This is a genomic window from Jiella sonneratiae (assembly GCF_017353515.1).
In the GTDB taxonomy this organism is placed as follows: domain Bacteria; phylum Pseudomonadota; class Alphaproteobacteria; order Rhizobiales; family Rhizobiaceae; genus Jiella; species Jiella sonneratiae.
Map to the genome: position 1 here is coordinate 17744 of NZ_JAFMPY010000009.1, position 14429 is coordinate 32172.

13 protein-coding genes are annotated in these 14429 nt (G+C 69.0%); 6 read left to right on the forward strand and 7 right to left on the reverse strand.

The window, feature by feature from the left end:
- Positions 1–95: 95 nt before the first annotated feature.
- Positions 96–1106, reverse strand: a complete 1011-nt coding sequence (locus tag J1C47_RS10420) for an amidohydrolase family protein (RefSeq protein ID WP_207350707.1) — start codon at positions 1104–1106, stop codon at positions 96–98.
- A 405-nt stretch (positions 1107–1511) separates the two neighbouring features.
- Positions 1512–1661 carry a lmo0937 family membrane protein gene (locus J1C47_RS10425; RefSeq protein ID WP_207350708.1) on the reverse strand — a complete coding sequence of 50 codons (150 nt, stop codon included), beginning with the start codon at positions 1659–1661 and terminating at the stop codon, positions 1512–1514.
- Positions 1662–2103: 442 nt separating this feature from the next.
- Here J1C47_RS10425 and J1C47_RS10430 point away from each other — a divergent pair, with 442 nt between their 5' ends.
- Positions 2104–3234, forward strand: coding sequence for a Gfo/Idh/MocA family protein (locus J1C47_RS10430; RefSeq protein ID WP_207350858.1), 1131 nt, complete (start codon positions 2104–2106; stop codon positions 3232–3234).
- Positions 3235–3434: 200 nt separating this feature from the next.
- Positions 3435–4484 (forward strand): dihydroorotase, encoded by a 1050-nt coding sequence (gene pyrC / locus J1C47_RS10435; protein ID WP_207350859.1) that lies wholly within the window; start codon positions 3435–3437, stop codon positions 4482–4484.
- 190 nt (positions 4485–4674) lie between these two features.
- On the opposite strand, the gene J1C47_RS10440 is transcribed toward pyrC, so the two are convergent.
- The 3 genes from J1C47_RS10440 to J1C47_RS10450 form a co-directional block, all read right to left on the reverse strand.
- A complete protein-coding gene (locus tag J1C47_RS10440; RefSeq protein ID WP_207350709.1) occupies positions 4675–5661 on the reverse strand; it encodes a DUF4424 family protein in 987 nt (328 codons plus the stop codon).
- 260 nt (positions 5662–5921) lie between these two features.
- Complete coding sequence (locus tag J1C47_RS10445) at positions 5922–8036, reverse strand: TRAP transporter large permease (RefSeq protein ID WP_342591961.1); 2115 nt, start codon at positions 8034–8036, stop codon at positions 5922–5924.
- Positions 8033–8674, reverse strand: a complete 642-nt coding sequence (locus J1C47_RS10450) for a TRAP transporter small permease subunit (protein ID WP_207350710.1) — start codon at positions 8672–8674, stop codon at positions 8033–8035. Before J1C47_RS10450 ends, J1C47_RS10445 begins: the two co-directional genes overlap by 4 nt.
- A 393-nt stretch (positions 8675–9067) precedes the next feature.
- On the opposite strand from J1C47_RS10450, the gene J1C47_RS10455 reads away from it, so the two are divergent.
- The gene (locus J1C47_RS10455; protein ID WP_207350711.1) at positions 9068–9331 is read left to right on the forward strand and encodes a hypothetical protein; all 264 of its coding nucleotides are present in this window, start codon (positions 9068–9070) and stop codon (positions 9329–9331) included.
- A 173-nt stretch (positions 9332–9504) separates the two neighbouring features.
- Here the strand turns inward: J1C47_RS10455 and J1C47_RS10460 are convergent, their stop codons facing one another.
- Positions 9505–9801, reverse strand: a complete 297-nt coding sequence (locus J1C47_RS10460) for a hypothetical protein (RefSeq protein ID WP_207350712.1) — start codon at positions 9799–9801, stop codon at positions 9505–9507.
- A 125-nt stretch (positions 9802–9926) separates the two neighbouring features.
- On the opposite strand from J1C47_RS10460, the gene J1C47_RS10465 reads away from it, so the two are divergent.
- The 3 genes from J1C47_RS10465 to J1C47_RS10475 all read left to right on the forward strand — a co-directional run bounded on the left by J1C47_RS10465 (position 9927) and on the right by J1C47_RS10475 (position 12299).
- Positions 9927–10883 carry a LysR substrate-binding domain-containing protein gene (locus J1C47_RS10465; protein ID WP_207350713.1) on the forward strand — a complete coding sequence of 319 codons (957 nt, stop codon included), beginning with the start codon at positions 9927–9929 and terminating at the stop codon, positions 10881–10883.
- A 115-nt stretch (positions 10884–10998) separates the two neighbouring features.
- On the forward strand, positions 10999–11565 hold the full coding sequence (locus J1C47_RS10470; RefSeq protein ID WP_207350714.1) for a RecX family transcriptional regulator: 567 nt from the start codon (positions 10999–11001) through the stop codon (positions 11563–11565).
- Between the two features lie 170 nt (positions 11566–11735).
- Positions 11736–12299 (forward strand): type 1 glutamine amidotransferase domain-containing protein, encoded by a 564-nt coding sequence (locus tag J1C47_RS10475; protein ID WP_207350715.1) that lies wholly within the window; start codon positions 11736–11738, stop codon positions 12297–12299.
- Positions 12300–12323: 24 nt separating this feature from the next.
- On the opposite strand, the gene J1C47_RS10480 is transcribed toward J1C47_RS10475, so the two are convergent.
- A complete protein-coding gene (locus J1C47_RS10480) occupies positions 12324–14390 on the reverse strand; it encodes a GumC family protein (RefSeq protein ID WP_207350716.1) in 2067 nt (688 codons plus the stop codon).
- Between the last annotated feature and the right edge of the window lie 39 nt (positions 14391–14429).

The window sequence follows — 14429 nt, forward strand, 5'->3', positions numbered from 1 at the left end:
TCAAGGCGTTAGGCGATTGCGCGCCCCAGCGGCGCACGGCGCTCGAGAGGCCGGGACGGATCGGGGACGAGCCTACCGCCGGCGATATTGCACCGTCAGGGGAGCCCCAGCCGCTTGAACAGTTTCAGCGCGTTGCCGGAAAAGATCTTGTCCCGGTCGGACGCGCTCAGATTCGTCGCGCCGTCGATATAGCGCCGCGTGTCGTCGAAGAAGTGGCCGGTGTCCGGATCGACGCAGCGCACGGCGCCGTGCATCTCGGAGGCGAAGAGGATGTTGTCGACCGGAACCACGGTCGCCAGCACGTCGATCCCCGGCTGGTGATAGACGCAGGTGTCGAAATAGAGATTTTCGCCCATCAGAGCCGCCGGCTCGGGCCAGTTCTTGTCGATCGCCATGCCGCGATAGCGGCCCCAGTGATAAGGCACCGCGCCCCCGCCATGGGGAATGATGAATTTCAGCCCCGGAAAGTGCCGGAAGAGATCCGACTGCAGGAGCTGCATGAAGGCGGTGGTGTCGGCGTTGAGGTAGTGGGCGCCGGTGAAATGGAAGTTCGGATTGCAGGACTGGCTGACATGGATCATCGCCGGCACGTCCAGCTCCTCGAGCTTTTCGTAGAGCGGATACCACCAGGGATCGGTGAGCGGCGGGTCGGTCCAGTAGCCGCCGCTCGGATCGGGATTGAGGTTGCAGCCGACGAAGCCGAGCTCCTCGACGCAGCGCACCAGCTCTTCGACGACGTTTTCCGGCGGACAGCCCGGCGACTGGGGTAGCTGGCAGACGGGGGCGAAGTTCTGCGGGAAGAGATCGCAGATGCGGCGGATCTGGTCGTTGCAGATGCGCGACCACTGCCGGCTCGTCGTCTCGTTGCCGAGATGGTGCCCCATGCCGCCGGCGCGCGGGGAGAACAGCGTCAGGTCGGTGCCGCGTTCGCGCTGCAGCCGAAGCTGGGTGTTCTCGACGCTCTCGCGCAATTCGTCGTCGCTGATCGAAGGCCCGTCCGGATCCGCCATCTTCGTGCGGTCGCCCCCGGCGTCGAGCTGTGCCTTGCGCCATGCCTCGTGGGCGGCGGGCGCCGTCGTATAGTGGCCGTGGCAGTCGATGATCATGATGGAGCCCCCAGGCAGGAAATTCGTCCGGCGCCGGCAGCGCGCTGCGCCGTGCGACGGGCCGCTTGCGGCCGGTCTCTCTCTCGCGCGCGCAGCGGGTGGGAGTGCCGCCGAGACGCGCATCGGCTCGCCAGCCCGGCCGACATGCGCCGAAGAGCGACCGCAGCGACGCCGCCGCATCGCCCGACGAACTAGACACGGGCAAGTTCGGGGCGGCCATGACAATTTCTGTTGCGGGGTGCGAATTTCTTTATGGGCAAGCGAAGCGGGCGGCCGGCGGCGAAAGGTGGAGAACCTGGCCGGAAACCGGCCGAGCTGCCTCGGTGCCTCGCTTGAGAAAGCCGACGGCCTTCGGGCCGCCGGCGGTCGATCGTCCTCGCGGACGAATGTCGGACGCTCTGCCGATCAGATCCTGCGGCGGCCGGTAACCAGCTGATAGATCACGACGATCACGGCGATCACCAAGAGGAGGTGGATCAGTCCGCCGGCGACGTGGAACGCGAACGCGCCGAGAAGCCAGAGAACGACGAGAATGACGGCAATCGTCCAGAGCATCGAGAACTTCCTTTCGAAGAGACCGGCCATGGCCGGTCGACTGGTCGAAAAACGGCAGCGGCGGGCCGGTGTTCCAAACGCGGCGAAAAAGTGCCGTCAAAAGCCGCTCGCCGAACGGCCGCAAGGGGTGGGGCAAGGGTGCCAGTCGGCAAAAAAGGGGCGCTCCGCGTGCCCCTCGCGCCCGATCGTGAGGGCCATGATCGCCTCTCGCTCTTTGCCGCAAGCCTCGCGGCGCCGGCTTCAATTCCTCCGCGCCCTGTGCGACCCTGCCGGCAAGAGCATCCGGGCGAGTGCGGGGCCTGCGGCCGGCAAAGCGGACGGCGCCGGACGGAAAAGGTTTCCGCCCGAAGACTTCGCCTGCGCACGCCGAAGAGGCCGGGGAGGGCCGACCGTGACCATCGAGGAACGTCAGGACAGCGGCGCCCGCCGCATCCGCTTCGGCATGGTCGGCGGCGGCGAGGGCGCCTTCATCGGCGCCGTGCACCGGATCGCCAGCCGCATCGACGACAAGTTCACTTTCGTCGCCGGGGCACTTTCCGCGACGGCGGAGAAGGCAAGGCGCTCGGCCGCCGCCCTCGGCCTCGACCCGGCGCGCAGCTACGGCTCCTACGAGGAGATGGCCGAAAGCGAGAAGGCGCGGGACGACGGCATCGAGGCGGTGGCGATCGTCACCCCCAACCACATGCATTTCCCGGTGGCGAAGACCTTCCTCGACGCCGGCTTCCACGTCATCTGCGACAAGCCGATGACGACGACGCTTTCCGAGGCGAGGCAACTCGCCGAAATCGCCGCGCGCTCCGGCAAGGTCTTCGTCCTCACACACAACTATACCGGCTATCCGATGATCCGGCAGGCGCGCGCGATGGTGGCGAACGGCGATCTCGGCAGGATCCGCGTCGTCGTCGCCGAATACGCCCAGGACTGGCTGGCGACGCGGGCCGAGGACGGCGGCTCGAAGCAGGCCGGCTGGCGCGTCGATCCGCAAAAGGCCGGCGCGGGCGGCGCGATCGGCGACATCGGCACCCACGCCCACAATCTCGCCTGCTACGTCACCGGCCTGAAGGTGGAAAAGCTCGCCGCCGACCTGTCGAGCTTCGTCTCCGGCCGCAGGCTCGACGACGACGCCTCGATGCTCCTGCGCTTTGCCGCCAGGGATGGAACCGCAGCCAAGGGCATGCTCTGGGCGAGCCAGGTCGCGGTCGGCAACGAAAACCGCCTGACCTTGCGCGTCTATGGCGAGACGGGCGGGCTCGAATGGGCTCAGGAGGAGCCGAACCGGCTCTGGTACACCCCGCTCGGGGAGCCGAAGCGGCTGCTCACCCGCGGCGGGGCCGGCGCGACGGCGGCGGCCGCCGCCGCCAGCCGCATCCCGGCCGGCCATCCGGAAGGCTATCTGGAGGGCTTCGCGACGATCTATTCGGAAGCGGCGGAGCTGATCCGCGCCGCGGCGGCGGGCCGTGCGCCGCCCGAGGGCATCGCGCTGCCCACGATCGAGGACGGCGTCGCGGGTCTCGCCTTCGTCGAGGCCTGCGTGAAATCGGCGAAGGAGGGCGGGGCCTGGGTCGCCCTGTGAGCGAAGCGGCGTCTTGCTTTGCCGGGAATTCTCCAGAGGATTGAATCCGGCCGGTCCGCCTCTGGACAGGGCCGGAGCCGTCTGCTCAAACCGGCGGGGCGGCAAGCGCTGCGGCCGTCTCGCGCCGCGCGCCGTCGGCGTCGCGCCGCTGCCCGGCCCGCATCGGCGGGCCGTATCGAGCGTCACGGAAGGACGGGGCCATCACCGCCGAGATCGAAATCATCCGCCCGGACGACTGGCACCTGCATCTGCGCGACGGCGCCATGCTCGCCGCAGTCGCCCCGGTCAGCGCGGCGCTGTTTTCCCGCGCCATCGTCATGCCGAACCTCGTGCCGCCGGTCAGGACGCTGGAGGACCTTCGCGCCTATCGCGGCCGCATCGCGGCGGCGCTTCCGAAGGCCAGCCGCTTCCGGCCGCTGATGACGCTCTATCTGACCGAGACCACCGACCCGGCGGAGATCGCCAGGGGCGCGGCGAGCGGCGACCTGACGGCGGTGAAGCTCTATCCGGCCGGCGCCACCACCAATTCCGACGCCGGGGTGAAGGATTTCTCCAGGGTCCACGCGGTTCTCGAAAAGATGCAGGAAGCGGGCGTGCCGCTTCTCGTCCATGGCGAGGTGACCGATCCGGAGGTCGACATCTTCGACCGCGAGGCGGTGTTCATCGACCGGGTACTCGAACCGCTGAGGCGCGACTTTCCCGGCCTTCGCGTCGTGATGGAGCACATCACGACGAAGGAGGGCGCTGCCTATGTCGGCGAGGCTGACGGCAACCTCGCCGCGACGATCACGCCCCAGCACCTGATCATCAACCGCACCGACATCTTCAAGGGCGGGATCCGGCCGCATTTCTACTGCCTGCCGATCGCCAAGCGGGAGGACCACCGCCAGGCGCTGCGCAAGGCCGCGACCTCGGGGAGCGCGAAATTCTTCCTCGGCACGGATTCGGCGCCGCATCTTTCCGCGCTGAAGGAATGCGCCTGCGGCTGTGCCGGGATCTTCAACGCGCCGGTTGCGATCCCTTGCGTGGCGCAGGTCTTCGACGAGGAGGGCGCGCTCGACAAGCTCGAAGCCTTCACCTCGACGAACGGCCCGGGCTTCTACCGGCTGCCGGTCAACGAGGAGACCATCACCCTGCGCAAGGTGGCGCCGGACGAGGCGATCTTTTGCCCCGTCGATGCCGGCGAGGACGGCCGGGTCGTGGTCTTCCGGCCGGACCGGCCACTCGAATGGTCGATCGTCGCGGCCTGACGGCGCGTCCCACGATCGCGCCGCGGCCTGCATGGCGGCGAAATCTGGAAGCTTCGTCCTTCCCGGCCATCGTCCCGAGAACGACGACGTTCGATGCCCACGGCCCGCCCATCGGCGGAGATGCGCTCTGCGCCGACCTGTGGGTGGCAATCGACGGGACGTGCGCGACCGCTGAATCAAAGCCGACGGCCTATTGCGGCGGGACCGGCTTGAGCACGAGGACGTGCAGATCGTCCTTCGGGGTGAAGTCGCGGTAGACGACCTCGAATTTCGTCGCCGCGATCTTCTTCACGCCCGTGGCGCAGAAGCTGACGAGGTTGTCCGGCGCACCCTTGTCGACGACGAGGCGGAAGGTGCCGATCGGCTTCGCCCAGTTCGCCCCGGTGGTCAGGACATAGTCGATCTTGTAATCCTGATAGGCGATGCCGCCGTCCGGGCCGAGCGCCGCGACGGCCTTCTTCACCCGCGCGACGATGTCGTCCTCGATGCAGTAGCGGGCGCGAAACTCCTCCGCCTCCTCCGGCGTCAGATAGTCGGCGCCGACATCCGTCGAGATGTAGCTGCCGACGGACGGCTTGTAGCTGTGGCTGACCTTCACCACCGTCTGCGGCGGGAAGGTCTGCTCCCAGTGATAGGCGAGCCGCAGCGACCAGTTCGGCGCGAGATGGTGCTCCCAGCCCTTGCCGGCGTCGTATTCGTCGACGAGCGCGATCTCGTCGTCGACCAGCGCCTGCTGGTCGGCCGCGGGCAGCCGGTCGAGGCTGGCGACGAGGTCTTTCGCATAGGGCGCCAGCGGCACGCCGAGCTTTTCGAGCCGGGCCGTGACGTTCTCCCCCTCGTGGTACGCCGCGCGGTCGATGGTCATCTTCACCGGCTTGCCGTCGACCGTGGTTCGGAAGAGGAACGGATCGTCCGGCTCGTCCGAGGGAAGGTCGACGTCGCCGCCGAAGAGATCGATCGCGATTTCCGGCAGCGGAAAGGCGACCGTCGTCGTCACCGGCTGGTCGGTGACGTTGACGAATTCGTAGTCGACGCTGATCCGGTCGAGGGAGACCGCGAGATCCTCCCGGCGCATCTCGATCGCGTCGGTCTTGGTCAGGGTGAGGCCGCCGACCGCGAAATTCGCCGTCGAATCGTTGGCGCATGCCGGCCCGGCCAGGGCGAAAAACGCGAACACGGTTCCGCACGGCACTGCCCGGAAATGGCTGCGAGAAAGCAACGTCGAATCCTCAACGATCACGATGCCGTCGCGGCGGGCGGGGCGCCGCTCCGGAACGGCCGGAGATTGCCTTCGCACGGCTTCGTCCGCAAGGGCCGGCGCGGCATTTCATGGCCGCCCGGAGCGGGCGGACGCGAAGGCTCGAAACGCGCGGCGGCAGGCGGCAGGTCGCAGCCCGGGCGGCCGGCACCTGCAGTGTCCGCCGACGCGTCGTCGGCTCAGTTGAAGGACGGCGGCTTCGACAGGTCGACGGCGCCCGGGGCGGCGGTGTCCGGGGCCTGATCGCTGCGTGGCCGTTCCGCCTGCGGCGTCGTCTCGGCGGGCTGCCCCGTTGCCGGCGCAGCGACGCCCGGGCCGGAAGCCGGCGCTCCGCCGCCGGAGGCCGGCTGGCCGGCGGGCTTGTTGCCGAACTGTAGCGGCGGCAGGCCGAAGGCCGGAGCCTGTTGCTGGCTCCCCGCACCCGGCGCGGTCGGAGCGACGCCGGGGGCCGCGCCGTTGCCGCTCTGCGGCGCCGGCTTGCTGCCCGGGAAGCTGAGCGGCGGCAGGCCGAAGCCGTTGTTGCCGGAACCCTGCGACGGGCTCGTGCCGCCATTTGCGCCCGGCGCGCCGCTCGTGCCGTCCGTCCCCGCGGCGCCGCCGCCGGGCTGGCCGAAGGGGTTGCCGCCGAGCGGCGGCAGGCCGAAGGGCGCGCTGCCGCCGCTGCCGGAACCGCCGTTGCCGCCGCCGAAGCCCGGGACCTTGAAGTCGGTCGCCGCGGGCTTCGGAGCCTCGGCCTTGTAGCGCATGACCATGCCGGGGAAGGCGATGGTGAGGCCGACCATGACGACCTGGATGCAGACGAAGGGAACGGCGCCCCAGTAGATCTGCGCCGTCGTCACCGGCTCCATCCGCTTGCCGGTGACGCGGTCGAGATAGGGCACCTTCGCTGCCACCGAGCGCAGGTAGAACAGCGCGAAGCCGAAGGGCGGATGCATGAAGCTCGTCTGCATGTTGATGCCGAGCAGCACGCCGAACCAGATCAGGTCGATGCCGAGCTTGTCGGCGACCGGCGCGAGCAGCGGCACGATGATGAAGGCGAGCTCGAAGAAGTCGAGGAAAAAGGCGAGGAAGAAGACCAGGAAGTTGACGACGATCAGGAAGCCGGTCTCGCCGCCGGGCACGGCGGTGAGGAGTTCCTCGACCCAGATGTGGCCGTTGACGCCGTAGAAAGTCAGCGAGAAGACCCGCGCGCCGATCAGGATGAACAGGACGAAGGCGGACAGCTTGGTCGTCGCCTCCATCGCCTGGACCATCAGGCCGACGTTCAGCCGCCGCTTGGAGAAGGCGAGGATCAGGGCGCCGACGGCGCCCATCGCGCCGCCTTCCGTCGGCGTCGCGACGCCGAGGAAGATCGTGCCGAGGACGAGGAAGATGAGCGCCAGCGGCGGGATCATGACGATGATCACCTGCTGGGTCAGATAGGAGAGGAGGGGCAGCTTCAGCGACTTGTTGAGCACCGCCACCGTGTAGATCGCCGCGACGCCGACGACCGCGCCCCAGATCGCCGCGCCCTGCTGGACCTTGCCCTCGAAATAGACCGTCGCGGCATAGGAGATGGCGACCGCCGCGACGATGCTGAGGAGCAGCGACATCACCCCGCCGCCGAGCGTGCGGGCTTCCGGCGGCAGCGCCGGCGCCGCATGCGCGCGCACCAGCGTCATGCCGAGGATGTAGAGGACATAGAGGCCGGTGAGGATGAGCGCCGGCACCAGCGCGCCGGAATACATGTCGCCCACCGAGCGGCCGAGCTGGTCGGCGAGGACGATGAGGACCAGCGACGGCGGGACGATCTGGGCGAGGGTTCCCGACGCGACGATGACGCCCGAGGCGAGCCGCCGGTCGTAGCCGTAGCGCAGCATGATCGGCAGCGAGATCAGGCCCATGGCGATGACCGAGGCGGCGACGACGCCGGTGGTCGCGGCGAGCAGCGCGCCGACGAAGATCACCGCATAGGCGAGGCCGCCGCGCAGCGGCCCGAAGAGCTGGCCGACCGTCTCGAGCAGGTCCTCGGCCATGCCGGAGCGTTCGAGGATCAGCCCCATGAATGTGAAGAACGGGATGGCGAGCAGCGTGTCGTTCGACATCACCCCGCCGAAGAACCGGTCCGGCAGGGCTTTCAGCAGCGGCCAGAAGAGGTTGATGTCGGAGGAGAGCGGCGCGAGTTCGACGCCGACGACGAAATAGAAGAGGCCGATCGCGGCGAGCGAGAACGCCACCGGATAGCCGAGCAGCAGTACGATCACCAGCGTCGCGAACATGATCGGCGCAAGGTTGTGGGCGATGAACTGGATCACCGGCGCGGCTCCCCGGCTTCGCGGGCGACGGCGCGGCCCGTGGGCTCGGGCGTCCCGCCCTGCGGCTCTTCGGGTGCGAGGGTCGAGAGTTCCGCGGCCTCGCCATGGCTCGATCCGGCCGGCGTCTCGTCCGGATAGCCGGCGAACAGCACCGCGGCCCGCTTGATCAGCTCCGAGACGCCCTGGAACAGCAGCAGCACGAAGCCGGCGAGGAGCAGCGCCTTGGCCGGCCAGATGATCAGCCCGCCGGCGTTCGGCGAATATTCGTTGATCTCGAAGGAATGGAGAACGTAGGGGCCGAGCAGCCAGACCATGATGATGGTGAACGGCAGCAGGATGACGAGGTGGCCGACGAGGTCGATCCAGTCGCGCGTGCGCTTCGACAGCATGCCGGAGACGATGTCGACGCGGATGTGCTCGTTGCGCTGCAGTGTCCAGGCGGCGGCGAGCATGAAGATCGCGCCGAACAGATACCACTGGAGTTCCAGCCAGGCGTTGGACGAGATGTCGAATACCTTGCGGATCACCGCATTGCCGGCGCTGACGAGCACCACGACGAGTACCAGCCAGGAGACGCCGCGGCCGACGAGGGTGGTGACCCTGTCGATGCCGTGGGCAAAAGCCAAGAGAGCCGACATGCGGCGTCATCCCCCTATCGTCGGGGATCGACGCTCAACCTCCGGGCCAGCCGGCTCGCCGTCCACCGATTCATCGTTGTCGAACCGGCCTGGAAGGCTGGCGGTCAGGAAGGGCGCATGCGGCATTGTCGGCCGCCGCGCCTCGAGCGTCCGGTTGCGTAAGCAAATTCACGACGTTGTGCAAGGGTGCCGCCATCGCCTGCAAGATAAGCCAAGGTGACCGAATCGGCCGGGGCAACTTGTCCGACGGCTGGCGGCGACACCCTCACGGTGTGATCGATGGCGGCATGGACGGGCAGGCGGCCACGCGTCGGTGGGTCGGTAGAGCCTCGCCCGGCGCTGCGAAGCGGCACGCAAGCGCCGGGAAACCCCGGGCGGGCAAGCTTGCGGGCCATGGCAGACGAATCACCCCAGCACTGGCCGCGTTTCATGACCGACCGCGAACTCAGGGCCTGGCTCGGCCTCTCCGAGCGGGCGCTGAAGCGCTATCGCGAACTGAAGGATTTTCCGCAGAAGGACGTCCTGGCCGGCAAGACCGACAGCGTCGCGGTGGCGCGCTTTTTCGACTGGATCGCGGGGATCGCCGAGACGCCGCCGCGCCCGAATGCGCGTTACCTGCCGGCTTCACCCTCGGCCTCCGCGAAGGAGCGGCGCTGAGCCGCCGTGGTCCGGACGAAGGGAGCCGGAATGTCGTGGCGACCGGAATCCGTCTCGCGCAATCCCGGTCGCCGTAATGGACCCATTGCGGATCGACGCTCGAGCGTTCGACCCGCCGCCTGTGATCGCAGTGCCCGCGCCTGGACTTGCAGGCGGCGGGTCGCCCGATCCGCTTACTTGGTGAAATCGGCGCCCGAACCGGGGACCAGGATCGAACGGCGCTGGGTGACGCCGGAATCCTGCTCCGCCTTCGACTGCTGGGCGGTGCGTCCGCGAAGGGCGGAGCTGTTCGGGGCGGAATAGGTCCGCACCGAGTTGGTCGTGACGTTGTCGTCGCGGGTGGTGACGACCTCGGATTTCGGCGCCGGCGTGAAGTCGGCACCCGATCCCGGCACCAGACCGCCGGCGAAGGAGGCTGCCGGAGCGGCCACTAGGCCGCAGACCGCGACCGCGAACATCAGGTTCTTCATCTTCGTTACCCTCATACTCGATCAGGACAGGCCGCCGGGGATCTCGATCCCGCCGACGGCCGTCGCTGGTGATCTATCCGCGGAACACCGAATGCTGTAGACCACTCATCGGGACATCGCGTCCCGTGAGTGGAACACCAATGCACGACTTCAACGATTTCCGTTATTTCGAGGCGGTAGTTCGCAACGGTGGCTTCAACGCCGCCGCCAAGGACATCGGCGTCGCCAAGTCGACCCTGTCGCGGCGCATGCTGGCGCTCGAACAGGATCTCGGCGTCCGGCTGATCGAGCGCTCGACCCACAGCTTCGCCGTCACGCCGATCGGCCACGAGTTCTACGAGAAGTGCCGGGCGGCGGTCGCCGAACTTCAATCCGCCGAACTTCTGGCGACGGCGATGAGCGCGGAGCCGCGCGGGCTGGTGACGGTGGCGACGATGCCGGGTGCCTGCGCCGCGACGATCGGCGCGTCCTTGCCGGCGTTCCTCGACCGCTATCCGAAGGTCCGAGTGCGCCTGCTCGTCGGCATGCGCCGCTTCGACCTCGTCGAGGAACATGTCGACGTCGCGATCCGTTCGGGGCGCCTCGACCAGCCGGGCGACGGCGACCTCGTGGTCAAGCGGATCGCCGACATCGCCTCGGGCCTCGTCGCGAGCCCGGACTATCTCGCCCGTGCCGGACGGCCGCAAAGGCCGGAGGATCTCGCGGCCTATGCGACGATCGCCCGCGAGCCGGGCGAGAGCGAGACGTGGCGGCTGATCCGCGGCGACGGCGAGGTGCGCTCGGTGCGGATCGAGCCCCGGATCATCTCCCCCTCGCTCGCCGTGCACGCCCAGGCGGTGCGGAGCGGCGGCGGCATCGCGCTCCTGCCGGAGCCCTTCACCGCCAACATGATCCGTTCCGGGGAACTGCTGCGCGTGCTGCCCGACTGGGCCGGGGAGGAGTCGATCCTCCACGTCGCCTTCACCTCGCGCCGGGCGATGCTGCCGGCCGTGCGCGTCTTCGTCGATTTCGCCCACGCCCAGCTTCGCCAGCTCATCCGGGGCAAGTGCGACAGCATCGCCAATTTCGTCGACGCGGCGTGAGCGGCGTGAGCCGCGGGGAGCAGCGCAGGACGGCGGCCGCGGCGCGGGGCGGCGCCGGCTCCCGGCACCGGGGCCCGGCATTGTCGCGGTGGACGGCGCCGCCTATGACCCCGGCATGGCAACTGACCCGCGAACGCCGCGGCCGATCAGCCAGGAATGGCTGATGCGGGCCGCCGCCCACTATCTCGAGCGCTATGCGACCTCGACCGACAATCTGCGGCGGGTGCTCCGGCGCAAGCTGCGGCGACGGGCGCTGGCGTCGGGCGAGGCTACCGACGGGCACGAGCCGCTGGTCGAGGCGGTGGTGGCACGGTTTTCCGAACTCGGCCTTCTCGACGACCGGCGTTATGCCGAGGCGCAGCTTTCGAGCCTCAGGCGCAAGGGGGCGTCGCGCATGGCCGCGGCCGCCCGGCTGAGCGGCAAGGGGGTGCCGCGCGAAGTGGTCGAAACAGCGCTTGCGGGCGACGAGACCGCAGAGACGGCGGCGGCCGCCGCCTATGTGCGCCGCCGCCGCTTCGGGCGGTTCCGCACACCCGGTCGCGGCGGCCGGCCCGACGACGACCGGCGTCGGCGCGAGATCGCCGCAATGGTCCGTGCCGGCTTTCCGATGGCGCTGGCGATCACCGCCATCGATGCCGGCGGCGACGGCGACGATCCGGACGAGCCGGCAGGCGAATCCTAATCCGCTCAATCTGCCAGATAGTTAGCGCCACCGGCCCGGTGTGCGCTGCGGAACTTCGCCCGGGCGGGCTCGTTATCCCTGCCACAACGCAACAAGGACCGGCAGAGCCGGGCGGCATCGATCGATCCGCCCGATGGGTGACCGCGTCCGTGAAACAGGGACATTTGCAAATGCCGAAGATCAACGAAGCCAGGATCGCCATCCTCGCCACAGACGGGTTCGAACAGGCCGAACTGACCGAGCCGCTTCAGAAGCTGCGCGAGGCGGGCGCGACCGTCCACGTCGTCTCGCCGAAGGGCGGCGAAATCACCGGCTGGGACCAGGATCACTGGGATAGGAAAATCCCGGTCGACAAGGAGTTGTCGCAGATCCGCACCAGCGACTACGACGCGCTGGTGCTGCCGGGCGGCCAGATCAATCCGGACAAGCTGCGTGCCGACCCGAAGGTGGTCAGCTTCGTGCGCGAGTTCTTCAATTCCAAGAAGCCGCTGGCGGCGATCTGTCATGCGCCTTGGCTGCTGATCGAAGCCGACGTCGTGCGCGGCCGCGATCTCACCTCCTACAAGTCGATCCGGACCGACGTCGTCAATGCCGGCGGCAACTGGCAGGACCGGGAGGTCGTCTGCCACGAGGCGCTGATCACCTCGCGCAACCCGGGCGATCTGCCGGCCTTCATCGCCAAGATCGTCGAAGAGGTCGAGGAAGGCCGTCACGAGGACCGCAAGGTCGCCTGACGCCACATCTCGATCGAGAAGCCTTCAGCCGGCCGGCGGGGTCCCTTGCGGAGCCCGCCGGCTTCTTGCTGCCGCAAGGTTCCGCTTGACGGCGAGGATGTCGTCCTGCAGCCGGGCGATGTCCTCGTTGTAGACCGTGTAGCGCGAGTTCGGGTCGATCGCCTCGTCGAAATGCGCCGCCTCGGCGATCGCCCGCAGGCGCTCGCGCAACTCCTCGCGCTCCGGGCGCGAGCGCGCCGGCAGGGCCCGCGGCGCCGGCTCGGCGGGGCGGACGCGGGTGAGCACTTCGCCTTCTGGCTGTGCCGGCGGCGCGTCGGCGTCGCGGCTCGCCGCGACGACCGGTTTCGGCAGCGCTGCGTCGAGTACGGCCTCTGCGAGGACGACGCGGTCGGCCATGGGGTCGCGCTGGCGGAAGGCGCCTTCCGGCGCGCGCCGGCGCAGCCGTTCCGGGGCGACGTGCACCGTCGGGCGAACCGCGTCGGAGAGATCGTCGGTGGCCTTCGCCGTCGCCTGCGCCGCAGCTGCAGCGACGGTGGGAACGGCGGCAGTCGTCTCCTCGGGATAGGTGGTCGCGGCAGGCACCAGCGCGCCGGCGTCGCTCGCCCATGCGACGGTAGGGCGGGCGCTGCGCAGCGACCGGCGCAGCAGCTTGATTCCGGCGATCGCGGCGGCGAGCGCGAAGCCGAGGACGAAGCCGGCGATGGTCGCGGCGAGCACGATGACCTTGCGGCTGGTGCTCGACGGGTTCAGCGGCGGATTGGCCGAAGAAATGACGCGGACGTTGGCGGTGTTCAGCCGCTCCTGTTCGCCGGTTTCGCGGGCGCGCAGCAGAAAGGCTTCGTAGACGGCGCGCGACGCGTCGACCTCGCGCTCCAGTTCGCGCAGCCGCACGAAGGAGGCGCTGGTCTCGAGCTGCTTGTCCTTCAGGTCGCTGACCTGCGCGGTGAGGTCCTTGTCGGTCCGTTCGGCGCGGGCAAGATCGGTCTGCGCCGCGGCGACGATGCGCTCGAGCTCCTGGCGGATGGCGTCGCGCACCGACTTCAGCGCGTCCTCGGCGGCGATGCGCCGCGGATGCCGCGGCCCGAGGGTGGCGGCGAGGGTGGCGTTCTGCTGGGCGAGGTCGGTGTAGGTGTTGCGCAGCCGGGCGAGGGTCTCGGACGTCAGTTCCTCGGGAAGCGTGCCCTTGACCACGTCGTCGACGCTGGCCTTCTTCATCTGCTCGGCGCGCACGCGCAGTCCGGTCATCTCGCCGCGCGCCTTGGCGAGCTGGTCGTTGATGCGCACCAGATAGTCGTCGTCGACCAGCCGGCCGCCGACCCCCACCAGCCGATGTTCGCTCTTGTAGCTCTCGACGGCACGCTCGGCGTCGACGACGCGTTCGCGCAGTTCGGCGAGCCGCGACGACAGCGCGTCGCTCGCCCGCCGCGCGGTATCCGACTGCACCTGCGCGAGCTGTTCGATGAAGGAATCGGTCACCAGGTTGGCGAGCTTGGCGGATTTGTCGGGGCTGCGGCTGGTGATCGAGACGTTGAGCACGAAGCTCTTCGGATCCCGGGTGACGCTCATCGCCTCGCGCAGCGCGTTGAGGGTCATGAGGTGGCGCCGGCGCGCCGCCTCGGCGTCCTCCTTGCCCTCGAACAGCGCCAGCAGCGGCGCGAACAGGCCCTTGGCCTTGCCGTTGAATTCCGGATCGTCGGCGAGATCGCCCTTGTCGATGACGCGGTTGAGGACCTCGTTGGAATAGATGACGGAGATCTGGCTCTCGATCAGGGCAAGCGTCGCGTCGCTCGGCAGGCCGTTGGGCGTCACCTCGTTCTGGACGACCTTGATGTCCCGCGGATCGATCAGGACCTCGGTCACCGCGGTGTATTTGTGCGGCGTCGACAGGGCGAGCAGGACGCCGGCGGCGATGCCGAGCAGCGTCAGGAGGATCACCAGCCACTTCAGCGACCAGATCTCGGCGACGACCTGCAGCGGATCGAACAGCGGGCCCGAGGCGGGGGCGCGGGCGGGGGCGGGGGCGACGCGAACCGGAGCGTCGGGCGCGAAAGGCCGTCTCGGCGACGACTGCGAGCCAGCTCTAGCGAACATCGGCGGGATCCCGGGATGGAAGAAGCGACATCATCGCTC

Bases quoted from the DNA above. Each gene is read 5' to 3' on its own strand.
- J1C47_RS10420 (WP_207350707.1), bottom strand. From the start codon at position 1,106: ATGATCATCGACTGCCACGGCCACTATACGACGGCGCCCGCCGCCCAC.
- J1C47_RS10425 (WP_207350708.1), bottom strand. From the start codon at position 1,661: ATGCTCTGGACGATTGCCGTCATTCTCGTCGTTCTCTGGCTTCTCGGC.
- J1C47_RS10430 (WP_207350858.1), top strand. From the start codon at position 2,104: ATGGTCGGCGGCGGCGAGGGCGCCTTCATCGGCGCCGTGCACCGGATC.
- J1C47_RS10450 (WP_207350710.1), bottom strand. From the start codon at position 8,674: ATGTCGGCTCTCTTGGCTTTTGCCCACGGCATCGACAGGGTCACCACC.
- J1C47_RS10455 (WP_207350711.1), top strand. From the start codon at position 9,068: ATGGCAGACGAATCACCCCAGCACTGGCCGCGTTTCATGACCGACCGC.
- J1C47_RS10460 (WP_207350712.1), bottom strand. From the start codon at position 9,801: ATGAAGAACCTGATGTTCGCGGTCGCGGTCTGCGGCCTAGTGGCCGCT.
- J1C47_RS10470 (WP_207350714.1), top strand. From the start codon at position 10,999: ATGGCAACTGACCCGCGAACGCCGCGGCCGATCAGCCAGGAATGGCTG.
- J1C47_RS10475 (WP_207350715.1), top strand. From the start codon at position 11,736: ATGCCGAAGATCAACGAAGCCAGGATCGCCATCCTCGCCACAGACGGG.
- J1C47_RS10480 (WP_207350716.1), bottom strand. From the start codon at position 14,390: ATGTTCGCTAGAGCTGGCTCGCAGTCGTCGCCGAGACGGCCTTTCGCG.